The organism is Pseudomonas sp. ZL2 (genome assembly GCF_054788455.1).
This window is the reverse complement of record NZ_JBGOGX010000030.1, coordinates 23,481-37,547: the sequence shown is the minus strand read 5'-3', so window position 1 is coordinate 37,547 and position 14,067 is coordinate 23,481. Positions and strand designations below refer to the sequence as shown.

Annotated in this window: 16 protein-coding genes and 1 pseudogene; 8 read left to right on the top strand and 9 right to left on the bottom strand. The window is 63.3% G+C overall.

The features are described 5' to 3' along the window. The first annotated feature begins 89 nt into the window (after positions 1 to 89). Positions 90 to 929 carry a UDP-2,3-diacylglucosamine diphosphatase gene (locus tag ABM562_RS18900; RefSeq protein WP_115088169.1) on the top strand — a complete coding sequence of 280 codons (840 nt, stop codon included), beginning with the start codon at positions 90 to 92 and terminating at the stop codon, positions 927 to 929. Here ABM562_RS18900 and ABM562_RS18895 read toward each other — a convergent pair. Together ABM562_RS18895 and ABM562_RS18890 are read right to left on the bottom strand one after the other, a co-directional pair. Continuing rightward, complete coding sequence (locus ABM562_RS18895) at positions 903 to 1,496, bottom strand: HD domain-containing protein (protein ID WP_115088168.1); 594 nt, start codon at positions 1,494 to 1,496, stop codon at positions 903 to 905. The genes ABM562_RS18900 and ABM562_RS18895 overlap by 27 nt on opposite strands. Before the next feature lie 96 nt (positions 1,497 to 1,592). Further along, on the bottom strand, positions 1,593 to 1,904 hold the full coding sequence (locus ABM562_RS18890) for an Mpo1-like protein (RefSeq protein ID WP_115088167.1): 312 nt from the start codon (positions 1,902 to 1,904) through the stop codon (positions 1,593 to 1,595). A 161-nt stretch (positions 1,905 to 2,065) separates the two neighbouring features. Between ABM562_RS18890 and ABM562_RS18885 the strand changes: the two genes are divergently transcribed. Continuing rightward, complete coding sequence (locus tag ABM562_RS18885; RefSeq protein ID WP_134063718.1) at positions 2,066 to 3,145, top strand: AraC family transcriptional regulator; 1,080 nt, start codon at positions 2,066 to 2,068, stop codon at positions 3,143 to 3,145. Here the strand turns inward: ABM562_RS18885 and ABM562_RS18880 are convergent. Further along, positions 3,102 to 4,556: a TrkH family potassium uptake protein gene (locus ABM562_RS18880; protein ID WP_115088165.1), complete on the bottom strand. Its 1,455-nt coding sequence runs from the start codon at positions 4,554 to 4,556 to the stop codon at positions 3,102 to 3,104. The genes ABM562_RS18885 and ABM562_RS18880 overlap by 44 nt on opposite strands. 100 nt (positions 4,557 to 4,656) lie before the next feature. Between ABM562_RS18880 and ABM562_RS18875 the strand changes: the two genes are divergently transcribed. Next, a complete protein-coding gene (locus tag ABM562_RS18875) occupies positions 4,657 to 5,211 on the top strand; it encodes an NAD(P)H nitroreductase (RefSeq protein WP_115088164.1) in 555 nt (184 codons plus the stop codon). Positions 5,212 to 5,334: 123 nt separating this feature from the next. Here the strand turns inward: ABM562_RS18875 and ABM562_RS18870 are convergent, their stop codons facing one another. The 6 genes from ABM562_RS18870 to ABM562_RS18845 all read right to left on the bottom strand — a co-directional run bounded on the left by ABM562_RS18870 (position 5,335) and on the right by ABM562_RS18845 (position 9,389). Beyond that, complete coding sequence (locus ABM562_RS18870; protein ID WP_460422928.1) at positions 5,335 to 6,669, bottom strand: sensor histidine kinase; 1,335 nt, start codon at positions 6,667 to 6,669, stop codon at positions 5,335 to 5,337. A gap of 63 nt (positions 6,670 to 6,732) precedes the next feature. Further along, positions 6,733 to 7,149, bottom strand: coding sequence for a Spy/CpxP family protein refolding chaperone (locus tag ABM562_RS18865; protein ID WP_115088162.1), 417 nt, complete (start codon positions 7,147 to 7,149; stop codon positions 6,733 to 6,735). A 119-nt stretch (positions 7,150 to 7,268) separates the two neighbouring features. After that, on the bottom strand, positions 7,269 to 7,946 hold the full coding sequence (locus ABM562_RS18860; protein ID WP_115088161.1) for a response regulator transcription factor: 678 nt from the start codon (positions 7,944 to 7,946) through the stop codon (positions 7,269 to 7,271). 7 nt (positions 7,947 to 7,953) lie between these two features. Beyond that, the gene (locus ABM562_RS18855; protein ID WP_115088160.1) at positions 7,954 to 8,358 is read right to left on the bottom strand and encodes a translation initiation factor 2; all 405 of its coding nucleotides are present in this window, start codon (positions 8,356 to 8,358) and stop codon (positions 7,954 to 7,956) included. Between the two features lie 121 nt (positions 8,359 to 8,479). Next, entirely contained in the window at positions 8,480 to 8,779 is a 300-nt protein-coding gene (locus ABM562_RS18850) for a YciI family protein (RefSeq protein ID WP_115088159.1), read from the bottom strand. 1 nt (position 8,780) lies between these two features. After that, a complete protein-coding gene (locus ABM562_RS18845; protein WP_205125916.1) occupies positions 8,781 to 9,389 on the bottom strand; it encodes a septation protein A in 609 nt (202 codons plus the stop codon). A gap of 66 nt (positions 9,390 to 9,455) precedes the next feature. Between ABM562_RS18845 and ABM562_RS18840 the strand changes: the two genes are divergently transcribed. From ABM562_RS18840 to rluB, 5 genes and pseudogenes are all read left to right on the top strand, one after another. After that, complete coding sequence (locus ABM562_RS18840; RefSeq protein ID WP_134063712.1) at positions 9,456 to 10,319, top strand: PHP domain-containing protein; 864 nt, start codon at positions 9,456 to 9,458, stop codon at positions 10,317 to 10,319. 13 nt (positions 10,320 to 10,332) lie between these two features. After that, positions 10,333 to 10,962, top strand: coding sequence for an L-threonylcarbamoyladenylate synthase (locus ABM562_RS18835; protein WP_115088156.1), 630 nt, complete (start codon positions 10,333 to 10,335; stop codon positions 10,960 to 10,962). 128 nt (positions 10,963 to 11,090) lie between these two features. Continuing rightward, positions 11,091 to 11,789, top strand: a complete 699-nt coding sequence (locus ABM562_RS18830) for a segregation and condensation protein A (RefSeq protein WP_166675712.1) — start codon at positions 11,091 to 11,093, stop codon at positions 11,787 to 11,789. 15 nt (positions 11,790 to 11,804) lie between these two features. Further along, a pseudogene (scpB, locus tag ABM562_RS18825) lies at positions 11,805 to 12,581 on the top strand (SMC-Scp complex subunit ScpB); the annotation flags it as partial. 153 nt (positions 12,582 to 12,734) lie between these two features. Then, positions 12,735 to 13,862, top strand: coding sequence for a 23S rRNA pseudouridine(2605) synthase RluB (gene rluB, locus ABM562_RS18820; protein ID WP_115088153.1), 1,128 nt, complete (start codon positions 12,735 to 12,737; stop codon positions 13,860 to 13,862). Positions 13,863 to 14,067 lie beyond the last annotated feature (205 nt).

Below are 14,067 nucleotides of genomic sequence, written 5' to 3'. Positions count from 1 at the left end.
GCCGGGCATGTCATCAGATCGACACCTGGCGGTCACGGTCGATTCACCGCCGGTTGGCAAGCTGGCGCAAACCTTCCCGGAGCCTGCCGATGACCCGTGCCGAGCTTGCCAGACCCTCGCGCAAACAGCGCGTACGCACCTTGTGGATATCGGACGTGCACCTGGGTACCCGGGATTGCCAGGCCGAGCACCTGTCGCAGTTCCTCAAGGGCTACCAGGCGGACCGCATCTACCTGGTCGGCGACATCATCGATGGCTGGAAGCTGCGTGGCGGCATGTACTGGCCCCAGGCGCACACCAACGTGATCCGCCGTCTGCTGACCATGAGCAAGCGCGGCACCGAAGTCATCTACGTCACCGGCAACCATGACGAGTTCCTGCGCCGCTATTCCAAACTGGTGCTGGGCAACATCCAGCTGGTCGACCAGGCCGAGCACCTGACCGCCGATGGCCGGCGCCTGCTGGTGATTCATGGCGACCAGTTCGACGTGATCACCCGCTATCACCGCTGGCTGGCGTTTCTGGGCGATTCGGCCTACGAGTTCACCCTGACCCTCAACCGCTGGCTCAACCACTGGCGTGCGCGCTATGGCTATGGTTACTGGTCGTTGTCGGCGTACCTCAAGCACAAGGTCAAGACCGCGGTCAGCTTCATCAGCGACTTCGAGGAGGCCATCGCCCATGAATGCGTCAAGCGCGGTTTTCACGGCGTGGTCTGCGGGCATATCCACCATGCCGAGATCCGCAAGGTCGGCGAAGTGGATTACCTCAACTGCGGCGATTGGGTCGAGTCGTGCACGGCGCTGATCGAGCACTGGGATGGCACTATCGAACTCTATCGTCTGGCGGACGCGCAAGCCGAAGCCGCCCGGCGCCTGGCCGGGCTCGAAGAGCTGGTTGATTCAGGCAGTGGCGGCGGGTTGTTGTAGCGCGGCCTTGTAGATCGACTGCCGGGGCTGGGCGAACAGGCGCTGCAGCATCGGTTCGAAGAAGCTCAAGGGCTGGCTGTCGTAGCCCGGATCGAACGCCGCCGCATCGTAGCGGGCGCAGAACTCGATGGTTTGCTGGTATTGCGGATGGTCCTGGAATTGTTCGCGCAGGTGCCGGTCCATGCCCAGGTGGTGGAAAAAGTAGTAACCCTGGAAGACCCCGTGTTTTTCCACCATCCACAGGTTTTCCGGGCTGATGAAGGGCTTGAGGATGGCGGCGGCGATGTCCGGATGGTTGTAGCTACCGAGGGTGTCGCCGATGTCGTGCAGCAGTGCGCAGACTACATATTCCTCATCGCGCCCGTCGCGCCAGGCGCGGGTCGCGGTTTGCAGGGAGTGGCTCAGGCGGTCGATGGGAAAGCCGCCAAAGTCGCCGTCGAGCAGGCGCAGGTGCGCCAGGATGCGATTGGCCAGCTGGCTGGTATAGGCCCTGAAATCATCGGCGATGATCGCCCAGTCTTGCTCGGTACCGTCCTGCATGTGGATAAAACGGGCCTGCTGATTCATCGGCACTCCGAAGCGCGGTGTTTCAGGGCACTCTACCCCCACCATCGGTCGGGGCAGTGGCCGCGCGGGACGGGTTTCTGACCTTGCGGGCCGAAATCAGAAGCTGACCTTGCCGCGCAGCATGTCGCGGTACATGGCAAAGTCGCCGATCAGGCTGTACAGCGGGTGCTTGAAGGTGGCCGGGCGGTTTTTCTCGAAGAAGAAGTGCCCGACCCAGGCAAAGCCGTAACCGGCAAAGGGCAAGGCCAGCAGCAAAAGCCAGTTGCCGCTGCCCAGGGCAAAGGCGAGCAGGGCGATGACCAGGCTGGTACCGACAAAGTGCAGGCGACGGCAGGTGGGGTTGCTGTGCTCGCCCAGGTAGTAGGGGTAGAACTCGGCAAAACTGCGAAATTGCTGAGGGCTGTTCACGACACTGCTCCAGGGTCTGGTCGATCTGACGAAGATACACGGCGTGGAGCCTGATCTGAGTCTAGAGTGAGTAACACTACAGAGCAGTGACAATAGGCGCCAATTGAGTATCCTTTGAGTTCGCCGCAGGAGCGGCTTGTCGGTAAGAAAAGAAGCCAGCCATGAGCGAAAGAACCACTTCAGCAAGCTGGGCATCAGGGATCGTCAAGGCACTCGAACTGGAAGGGCTCGATTGCCGTGCCATGTTCAAGCAGCTCGGCCTGGATTTCGCCGCGCTCGATGACCCCGACGCACGTTTTACCCAGGATTCGATGACCCGCCTCTGGCAATTGGCGGTCGAGCTCTCCGGCAACCAGGCGATCGGCCTGAACATGGCGCGGGTGGTGCGCCCGGCATCCTTTCATGTGGTCGGCTATGCGTTGATGTCGAGCCGCACCCTGGCCGAGGGTTTCGAGCGGCTGGTGCGTTATCAGCGGATCATCGCCGAAAGCTCCGACCTTAGTTTCCGTCTGGAGCCCGACGGCTATGCGCTGGTTCTTACCGTTCATGGCGATCACCTGCCGCCCACCCGACACAGCGCCGAAGCCTCGCTGGCCTGCGCCCTGTCGCTGTGCAGCTGGCTCAGCGGGCGGGTGATACAGCCGCGGCGGGTGCTGATCCAGGGCCCGCAGCCCAGGGACCTGACCCCTTACAAGACGGCATTCCATGCCCCGCTGGTATTCAGCGCGCCCTACGATGCGCTGGTGTTCGAACGTGCCGACATGGAGGCACCGCTGCCGACTGCCAACGAAGCCATGGCTGTGCTGCACGACCGTTTTGCCGGCGAATACCTGGCGCGCTTCTCGGAAAGCCGGGTCACCCACCGCGCACGCCAGGTGCTGTGCCGGGTCTTGCCCCAGGGTGAGCCCAAGCGCGAAACCATCGCCCAGGCCTTGCACCTGTCCCAGCGCACCTTGCAGCGGCGATTGCAGGAAGAAGGCACGAGCTTTCAGACGCTGTTGGACGATACCCGCCGCGAGCTTGCCGAGCAGTACCTGGCGCAAGCCAGCATGACCCTGCTGGAAGCCGCCTATCTTCTGGGGTTCGCCGACCCGAGCAACTTCTTCAGGGCGTTTCGCCGCTGGTTCGATATCACCCCGGGCGAGTACCGGGCGCGTTTGAGCGGGGCCGCGGCGGCCCCGGTAGAGAACGAGTCGGTCAGTGACGCCAGAACGCAGGCATACACAGCACCAGCACCGTAATGATCTCCAGACGGCCGAGCAGCATGCCGAACGCCAGGATCCACTTCGCCGCATCCGGCAGGGTGGCGAAGTTGCCGGCCGGGCCGATGGTTTCGCCCAGCCCCGGGCCCACCCCGGACACGGTACTGGCGGCGCCGGTCAGCGCGGTCATCCAGTCCACACCCAGCAGCGACAGGGCTAGGGCGATGACACAGATGGTGATGGCGAAGAAGAACGAGAAGGTCAGGATCGAACGCACGATCTCTTCATCGAGACGGTGGCCGTTGTATTTCTGCTTGATCACCGCCCGTGGGTGGATCAGCTGATTCAAGTTGGCCTTGAGCAGGATGTAGGCGACCTGGAAGCGGAAGATCTTGATGCCGCCGGCGGTCGAGCCCGAACAACCGCCAACGAAGCCCAGGTAAAAGAACAGCATCAGCGAGAAATTGCCCCACAGGCTGTAGTCGCCCAGGGCAAAGCCAGTGGTGGTGACCACCGAGGTCACGTTCAGGGCCACGTGACGCAGGGCGTCGAGCCAGTGCAGGTTGGTGGTGGCCCAGTACCAGGTGCCCAGTACCAGCCAGGTCGCTACCAGCATTGCCAGCAAACCCTGAACCTGCTGATCCTTGATCAATGCCTTGCGATTGCCACGAATGGTCGCCACGTACAGGGCGAACGGCATACTGCCGAGGATCATCACCACCACCGCGACCCAGTGCACCGCCGGCATGTCCCACTTGGCCAGGGACTGGTCGGAGGTGGAGAAACCGCCGGTGGAGATCGCCGACATGGCGTGGTTGATCGCATCGAAGGGGTTCATGCCGGCCAGCCAGAAGGCCAGGGCGCCCAGAGTGGTGATGCCGATGTACACCAGCACGATCGACTTGGCGACCATGTGCGAGCGCGGCATGACCTTTTCCGAGCGGTCCGAGGATTCGGTCTGGAACAGGCGCATGCCACCGATACGCAGCAGCGGCAGGATCGCCACGGCCATGGCGATAAAGCCGATACCGCCGAGCCAGTGCAGCAGCGAGCGCCACATCAGGATGCCCGGTGACATGTTGTCCAGGCCGCTAAGCACGGTGGCGCCGGTGGCGGTGATGCCGGACATGCTTTCGAAAAAGGCGTCGGTGTAGCTGATGTGCTGGGTCAGCAAAAACGGCAGGGCGGCGAAAATGCACACCACCAGCCAGCTGCTGACCGTCAGCAGGTACATGTCGCGCGGGCGCAGGTGCACATGCTCGGGGCGGCCCTGAATGACCAGGGCAAGGCCTGCAATAAAGGTGATCATGCTGGCCCAGAGAAACGACGGCAGGTCGCCCGTACGGTCGAAGATCACCAGGGTGGCCATGGGCACAACCATGCTGATCGCCAGGGTGATCAGGAAGATGCCGATGATGAAACCAATGATCCTTAAGGTCGGCAACGCCATGTGATCTGCTCTGACTCGAAACGGAAGGGCGCCATTCTACCTATGGCCCCCTTTAAGTAAACGCTAGAATAGCCCGACATTTATTCACAAGGGGTAGCCAATGGAGGCTCTCGACGCATTGCTCAACCGTGTTTCGGTCCCACGCCTGATGGAGCCGGCACCCAATGCCGCACAACGCGAGGCGCTGTTCCAGGCCGCGCTGCGGGCGCCGGACCACGGCCAGTTGCGGCCCTGGCGCTTTTTGACGGTAGAAGGCGAGGCGCGGACGAAGCTTGGCGAACTGCTCGCCGAAGCGGTAACGCTCAACGGTGAGGCAAGTGAGGCGGCGCTGGACAAGGCCCGGGCCATGCCATTGCGGGCGCCGTTGCTGGTGGTTGTGGTAGCGCGCCTGCAGGATCATTTCAAGGTGCCGGCATCCGAGCAGCGTCTGGCGGCCGGTTGTGCCGCCCACGGTATTCTGCTGGCAGCCCATGCCCAGGGCATCGGCGCGGTGTGGCGCACCGGTGAGCTGTCGTACAGCAAGCATGTGGCCAAGGGGCTGGGGCTGGCGGATAACGAAGAGATCATCGCCTTCCTGTACCTGGGTACCCCGCAGCATGAGCCGCGCACGGCACCGGTGCTGGCGACCGCTGACTTCGTCAGTGCCTGGGGGTAAGTTTTTGCAGGGGCTGTGCCGCCCCTATCGCCGGCAAGGCCGGCTCCTACAGTGGACCTGTGTGCACCGGACCTGTGGGAGCTGGCTTTGCCAGCGATGGGCTGCGCAGCAGCCCCGGCATTCTCAAGCCTTGCCCGGCCCGACTAGCGGCAATTCCAGCCTGGCCACAAACCCGCCTTCCGGGTGATTGCCCAGGCTCAGGTTGCCGCCGTGGCGCTCCGCCGCCTTGCGCGCAATGGCCAGGCCCAGGCCGTGGCCGGCGGCGCTTTGCCCGGGCGCACGGTAGAACGGCTCACCCAGTTGCGCCAAGTGCTCCGCGGCCACTCCCGGCCCGTGGTCACGCACGCTCAGCACTATCTTGTCGATATCCCGTACCCCGGTAATTTCAATCGGTTGCCCAACCGGATTGAAACGCACGGCGTTGCGCAACAGGTTATCCAGCGCCCGTTCCAGTAGCGTCGGCCAGCCTTGCAGGTTGAGCCCGGTTTCATGCTGCAGCTGGATGTCCTGCTCCGGCGCGCCCAATTGCGCGTCCTTGTGCACGGAGGCCAATAGCGCATCGAGGTCCACCGGCTCGGCCCGCGCCTGCTCGGCATCGACCCGCGCCAGCACCAGAATCTCGCTGATCAGCGCTTCCAGGCGGTCGCATTCACGGGTAAGGCGTGGCCACAGGGCCTGGCGCTGCTCGGGTTCGGCACGTTCAGCCAGGGCCAGGGCGATGCGCAGGCGCGCAAGGGGCGAGCGCAGTTCGTGGGAAACGTCGCGTAACAGCTGGCGCTGGCTGCCGATCAGGCTCTGCAGCCGTGCACCCATGCGGTTGAAATCGTTGGCCAGCACGCCGAACTCGTCACGGCGGTTGGCCAGGCGCGCCAGGCTGTTCTGCTGGTAGGTGGTCTGCCCCAGGTCATGCACAGCGCCGCGCAGGCGGCTCAGCGGGCGGGTGATCGACAGCGTCACCAACAGGCTGAACAGGGTCAGCACCACCAGGGCGATCCCCAAGGCACTCAACGGCCAGAGCAAGCTGTCACGGTGCCAGGCGTCCAGTTCCGGGTGCGGGATGCGATAGATCAGCAGGTAGGTCTCACCGCTGTCGGGGCTGGTGTATTCCTCGGTCAGCCGTCGCCATGGCAGGCGCCGGTCATCATTGTGGCGGCGCGCCTCGAAGGCGGCGGCGCGGCGTGGGAAGGTGCCGGGAACCACCGCATCGCCACTGTCGTTGAGCACCTGCACATCGATGTTGTAGCGGCGCTTGCGGTGTTCCAGGTAGTGCTGGGCATATTCCGGCCCTTGCTGCTCATAGCGCTGGGTCCAGTTCTTGGCCAGGGTGTTGAGGCCCGGGTGGCGGCTGAGAATCCAGGCGTCCTGGTTCAACATGTGGCCGAGCAGGATCGACAGCCCGGCAACCAGGGCGATGGCCAGCCAGAAACTGGCCAGGACGCGCCAGAACAATGAACGCAAAAGAGGCACCTCTAACGGAAAAAGCCCGGCCTGCTGGGGCAGGCCGGGCGGGTGGCTGACAGCTTACTGGGCCTTGTTGGCTTTTTCAGCTTTCCAGGCTTTGAACTCGGCCCATTCGGCGCGGCGCTCGTCCTGCTTCTTCGTCATCTCGTCAAACTGCTTTTGCTGTTCAGGTTTGAGCAGGGCGCGAATTTCGGCCTGGGTTTTGTCTTTCTTGGCTTTGAGCTCGTCTTTCAGAGCCTTCTGGTCAGCGGCCGGGAGCTTTTCCAGGTAGCGCTGGGTGATTTCGTGGCGGCTTTTCATCTGCTCGCCCATCAGCGTGCCGATCTGCTGGCGCTGTTCACGGCTCAGGTCCAGCTGGGCGAAAGGCGCTCCACCGCGGTGGTGCTCGCCGTGACGCGGGCCGCCGGCATCTGGCATGGCCATGGCGACGGTGGGCAGGGCGGCAGCGAACATCAGGGCGATAAGGGTCTTGCGCATGGTGACTCTCCTTTCTGAGGCCGGTCGTTACCGGATGTGCCCAGTCTAGGGAGATCAAGGTCAGCGGCGGTCAGGCAAGGGTAAAGCTTGGGTAAAGATGCCGGCGCGCCGCGCTGACATTACAGGCTGTAGTAGTAACCGCGGCTGCGCAGGGCGACGATGCGCGGGCGGCCATCGGCGTGCGGGCCGATTTTCTTGCGCAGGTTGCTGACATGCATGTCCAGGCTGCGGTCGTACAGGGTCAGCTTGCGGCCCAGGGCGAGCTGCGCCAGTTCCTGCTTGTCCAGCGGCTCGCCGGGCTGGCGCAGCAGCGCTTCGAGGATGCGGCTTTCGGAGAGGGTCAGGGTCAGTTCGTGCTCGTCGATGCTGACCACGCCACGGGCCGGGCTGAAGCACAGGTCGCCGATTTCCACCTGGCTGGGCGTCGCATTGGGGTGGCTGCGGCGCAGCACGGCGCGCAGGCGGGCGGTGAGTTCGCGCGGATCGCAGGGTTTGGCCAGGTAATCGTCAGCGCCCAGCTCCAGGCCGAGAATCCGGTCCAGCGGCTCGCCACGGGCCGAAAGCATCAGCACTGGCAGTTCGGCGTGTTCGCTGCGCAGTTGCTTGAGCAGCTCCAGGCCGCTGCCATCGGGCAGCATCACGTCCAGCACGACAGCGGCCGGCGCCTGTTCGGCCAGCGCTTTACGGGCGCTATGACCATCGTGGCAGGCACGTACCACGAAACCTTCCTGGGTCAGCCAGCTGCCGAGCAGCTCGCAGAGTTCCTGGTCATCATCAATCAGTAACAGCTCGCTCATGACTCACTCAATTCAACCATTGCCGACGCTTTCTGTGTCCGCCACTGGCAAAGATACCGCAGAGTGCCGCAAACAGGGCAACTGCGCCACCAATCAAAAACCATTGTTGCTGGTCGGTGATGAGTTTCGGCGCAGCGCTGGCCTGCAATTCCTTGAGCGCCAGTTTCAGGCGCTGGTTTTCCTGGCGCAGGCGGGTGAGCTGAGCGCTTTCGCGTTCGCTGTCGGCGTTGTGCAGTTGCTGGACCAGGGTTTCGCGCAGGCGCTCGCTTTCCTTCAGGCGCTGTTGCAGCTCGGTGATCTGGCTGCCGGCACTGAGCGACAGCGGGGTGCTGGAGCTGGCGGGCTCTTCGGCCTGGGCCAATGGGGTCAGCAGCAACAGGCACAGCAGCAGGGACAACGGACCTTGACGCATCGGAACTCCTGATTCCATTGGATGGTTCAGGAGGTTGTCGGCCATCGGGCGAGAATAATGAGCAATTGCGAAGAGAAAGCTGCAAAGGGCGGTGCGCCGGCTCGGCCACCGCCCTTGGGCATTACGGCAGGACTTGCTTGAACGGCTTGACGATGACGTTGGCGTAGACGCCGGCGGCAATATACGGGTCGGCGTCGGCCCAGGCCTGGGCGGCGCTGAGCGAATCGAATTCGGCGACGATCAGGCTGCCGCTAAAGCCTGCGGCGCCCGGGTCGTTGCTGTCGATGGCCGGGTGCGGGCCGGCCAGGACCACGCGGCCTTGTTCCTTGAGCTGTAGCAGGCGCTCGATATGCGCCGGGCGTGCGGCCAGGCGTTTTTCCAGCGAATCGGCTACGTCTGTGGCAATGATGGCGTAAAGCATGTCATTCCTCGTGCTTGGGAGTGGAAGGCGGGGTGGTGGGGTCGCTGTCGTGCAGGTGACGGGACAGGTAGACGCCCTGGGCCACCAGGAACAGCACGGTCATGCCCAGGCTGCCGAATACCTTGAAGTCGACCCAGATGCTCTGGAAGGTGAAGGCGACGAACAGGTTGGCCGCGCCGCAGAACAGGAAAAAGCCGATCCAGGCGATGTTCAGGCGCGTCCATACTGGCTCCGGCAGGGCCAGGGCGTGACCCATGATGCGCTTGATCAGCACCCGGTCACCGATGAAGTGGCTGCCGGTGAAGGCCAGGGCGAACAGCCAGTTGACCACCGGCGCTTTCCATTTGAGGAAGGTTTCACTGTGGAAGGCCAGGGTCAGGCCACCGAACACCAGGCAGGCGACCAGGGTCAGCCACTGGCCTTTCTCCAGCTTGCGCTGACGAAGGAACAGGGCGCCGTAGACCACCAGCGAGCTGATGATCAGCATCGCCGTGGCGCTGTAGATGCCACCGAGCTCGAAGTTGTGCCCGGCGAATTCAACAGCGCGCGGTTCGAGCTTGTAGACGATGAAGAACAGGAGCAGCGGGATGAAATCGATGAATTGTTTCACAGTGGCAGCCAGAAGCAGGATGTGACGGCATAATAACAAACATCAATGACAGCGAAAGCGCCACCTATGAATGTTGATCTGCACTGCCACAGTACGGCCTCCGACGGCGCCTTGTCGCCAACGGTCCTGGTCGCCCGGGCCCATGAGCACGGCGTGCGGATGCTCTCGCTGACCGACCACGACACCCTCGAAGGCCAGCTCGAAGCCCGCGCTGCCACCCAGGCCCTGGACATGCAGTGGGTCAGCGGCATCGAGCTGTCGTGCACCTGGGGCGGGGCGACCATCCACATACTGGGTTACAACTTCCCCCTCGACGCCACGCCTTTACAGGCCGCCGTCGAGTCGCTGCACCGTGGCCGCTGGCTGCGCTCGGAAGAAATCGACCGACGGTTGGCGCTCAAAGGCATGAAAGGTGCGCTCGACGGCGCCCGGGCCATTCAGCAGGAGTTGGGCGACAGCGGCAATGCCCCGGCGCGCCCGCATTTTGCCGAGTACCTGGTGCGCGCAGGCTACGTAAAAGACCGCGCCGAGGCGTTTCGCAAGTGGCTGGGGGCCGGCAAGCTGGGTGATGTGAAACTGCACTGGCCGACGCTGGAAGAGACCGTCGAGACCCTGCGCCAGTCCGATGCCTGGGTCAGCCTGGCCCACCCGATGCACTACGATTTAACCCGCAGCAAGCGCCGCCGGCTGATTGCCGACTATATTCAAGCAGGCGGGCAGGCACTGGAAGTGGTCAACGGCATGATGCCGGCTGAACAGGTAGGCACCCTGTCGATCCTGGCCCGTGAATTCGGTCTGCTGGCCAGTGCCGGCAGTGATTTCCATGGCCCTGGCACCTGGGGCGAGATCGGTGTCTACCGGCCATTGCCAGAGGACCTGCCACCACTGTGGCGCCGATTCAAACATGAGCAGCCTATCGCGGCAGTCTGAACAGGAAGAGAACGTGAGTCAGTTTTTCCAGATTCATGCGGAAAACCCGCAACCGCGCCTGATCAAACAGGCCGTCGAAATCATTCGCAAGGGTGGCGTGGTGGTCTATCCAACAGACTCCTCCTACGCCATGGGTTGCCAGATCGGCGACAAGAACGCCATTGAACGGGTTCGCCGCCTGCGCCAGCTGGACAAGAACCACAACTTCACCCTGATCTGTTGCGACCTGTCGCAGATGGGCCTGTTCGCCAAGATCGACACGGCTACCTTCCGCCTGCTCAAGGCCCATGTGCCAGGGCCGTATACCTTCATCCTCAACGCCACCCGCGAAGTGCCGCGCCTGCTGCTGCACGAAAAGCGCCGCACCATCGGCCTGCGCGTGCCGTCCAACCCGATTGCCCTGGCCCTGCTCGAAGAACTCGGCGAGCCGCTGATGAGCGTCAGCCTGATCATGCCCGGCGAAGACGAGCCGATGACCGACCCCTACGAGATCCGCCAGGCCCTGGAACATCACGTCGACCTGATCATCGATGGCGGCTTTGGTGACCTCAAGGCCTCGACCGTGATCAACCTGGCCGGCGATGAACCGGAAGTGATCCGCGTCGGTTGCGGCGACCCTGCGCCGTTCATGGTCGAAGCGTGAGCCAGGCCACCACCACCGAACCGAGCATCGACCCGCAAGCAGGCGCCCAGCAGGAACTGCCGCTGGTACTGGTGTATGGCGAAGCCATGACCGAGATGCCGGTGGACCTGTACATTCCGCCGGATGCCCTGGAAGTGTTCCTCGAGGCTTTCGAAGGCCCGCTGGACCTGCTGCTGTACCTGATCCGCAAGCAGAACGTCGATATCCTCGACATCCCGGTAGCGGAAATCACCCGCCAGTACATGGGCTACGTCGAACTGATGAAGACCGTGCGTCTGGAGCTGGCCGCCGAGTACCTGGTGATGGCGGCGATGCTTGCCGAGATCAAGTCGCGGATGCTGCTGCCGCGCTCCGTCGAGGTCGAGGAAGAGGAAGCCGACCCGCGCGCCGAGCTGATTCGCCGTCTGCAGGAATACGAACGCTTCAAGGCTGCCGCCGAAGGCATCGATGGCCTCAGCCGGGTCGGCCGCGAGGTGATCGTGCCGCGCCTGGACGCGCCGCAGGCGAAGGCGCGCAAGCTGGTGCCCGAGGTCAGCCTGGAAGAGCTGCTGGTGTCGATGGCCGAAGTACTGCGCCGCGGTGATCTGTTCGAAAGCCACCAGGTCAGCCGTGAGGCGCTGTCGACCCGCGAACGCATGAGCGAAGTGCTCGAGCGCCTCAAGGGTGGCGGCTTCGTGCCCTTCGTCGAACTGTTCACGGCCGAGGAAGGCAAGCTCGGGGTGGTGGTGACTTTCATGGCGATTCTCGAACTGGTCAAGGAATCCTTGATCGAACTGGTGCAAAATGAGCCTTTTGCGCCGATCCATGTCCGCGCCCGCGCCGAGTAACAACTGAGCAAGCCCATGAACCTGAATGAACCGCGCGACCTGGCGCCCCTGCTCGAGGCTTTTTTGCTGGCCTCGGGCAAACCGCAATCCCTCGAGCGCCTGTACGAGCTGTTCGAGGAAGCCGAGCGCCCGGAGCCTGCGGTGTTCAAGAAGGCTCTGGAGGTGCTGCGCAAGTCCTGCACCGGCCGCGCCTTCGAGCTCAAGGAAGTGGCCTCGGGTTTCCGTTTGCAGATTCGCGAGGATTACGCGCCCTGGGTCGGCCGGCTGTGGGAAGAGCGCCCGCAGCGCTACTCCCGGGCACTGCTGGAGACCATGGCGCTGATCGCCTACCGCCAGCCCATCACCCGCGGCGAGATCGAAGATGTGCGCGGTGTGGCGGTCAACACCAACATCATCAAGACCCTGCTCGAGCGCGAGTGGATCCGTATCGTCGGTTACCGTGAAGTGCCCGGCAAACCGGCAATGTTCGCTACCACCAAGGCTTTTCTCGACCACTTCAACCTGAAGAATCTCGACGAGCTGCCGCCACTGGCCGAACTGCGCGAGATGGAGCCGGAGCCCGAACCGCTACTGGCGCTGGACGACGCGCCGGTGCCAGCGCATTTGCAGGCCCTGGCCGATGCCAGCGCCGAGCCGGAAGAGCCCCAGGAAGAAACCAGCTTCCGCAGCTTGCTGACCGAGCTGGACGCCATGGAAGAAGGGCTGAAGACCGATTTCGATGACCTGATCGACGAGGCGCCTGCCGACCTTGACGCCGAACCACTGGAAACCGAACCGCAAATGCCGCGCGAGTAACTTCAGCCGCTGGGCGCGAAGCGCCGGCAACTTTTACAATTTCGGCTAGTCTCAGGTGCGTTCACGCCGCGATCAGCGTATGATTCGCGACCCTTTTTGGCGCTTGTCCGCCATACCAGATTTTTGTAAATACACCGGGAGGTGCCCAGCATGAGTGAAAAAGACCTGCAAGAAACCCAGCCATTGCCGCCATCAGGCGAGAAACTGCAAAAAGTTCTCGCCCGTATCGGTGTGGGTTCGCGCCGTGACGTCGAGGCCTGGATCAGCCAGGGCCGGATCAAGGTCAATGGCGTCAATGCCAGCCTTGGCCAGCGTGTCGACCTGCACGATGCGATCTCGGTCGATGGCCGCGTGATCAAGCGCGAAGAAGCCGCTGAAACCGTGCGCCGGGTGATCATGTACAACAAGCCCGACGGCGAGATCTGCACCCGTGACGACCCGGAAGGCCGTCCGACCGTGTTCGACCGCCTGCCACGGCCGAAAGAAGGCCGCTGGATCAATATCGGCCGCCTCGACATCAACACCACCGGCCTGCTGATGTTCACCACCGACGGTGAGCTGGCCAACCGCCTGATGCACCCGTCCTACGAAATGGACCGTGAGTACGCAGTGCGCGTGCGTGGTGAAGTCGACGAAGACATGATTGCCCGCCTCAAGGCCGGTGTCGTGCTCGAAGACGGCCCGGCGCGTTTCACCGATATCCAGGAAGCCCCTGGCGGTGAAGGCTTCAACCATTGGTACCACTGCGTGGTGATGGAAGGCCGCAACCGTGAAGTACGCCGCCTGTGGGAATCCCAGGGCCTGGTGGTCAGCCGCCTGAAGCGCGTGCGTTTCGGTCCGGTGTTCCTCAACTCCGACCTGCCGATGGGCCGCTGGCGCGAAATGAGCCAGCAGGAAGTCGACATCCTCGCCGCCGAAGTGGGCCTGACCCCGGTGGCCATGCCGGCACTGAACCACAAGAGCAAGGACAAGCTCGAGCGCCTGCAGCGCAAGTCCACCCGTCCTTTGGGCCGTGGTGAGCGCGTGCGTAACCTGCGTCCGGCTCAGGATGGCGCTGCTACCGGCGAGCGCCCTGCGCGCCAGCCCCGGGGTGAAGCCGAGCGTCCGGTTCGTCAGCCGCGTGGCGACGAGCGTCCAGCCCGTCAACCGCGTGGCGAGGCCCCACGCAAGGACAGCGGCCGTGGCAGCACCGTGGCCGAGCGCCCGAGCGACATGAACAAGCGCGGCAAGCCGGCGCCCAAGCGTCCGGGCAGCACCCGCAACAAGCCGCGCCCGTAAGTCGGGTGGGGTAGGAGCCAACCTTCGGGTTGGCTTTTTTTTGCCCGAATTTCCTTGTCTTACAGACACTTCCGTAAGATGTGGCAAGTTTTTAAACCACCTTGTAAATAAATCGTTACAAGTATTGGCCGATAAGCGGGCCTTCGGTGCGTATTTTCCCCGCTGTAAACAGAACTTGCCGGAACGCCCGGGGCAGGGCGCTTTA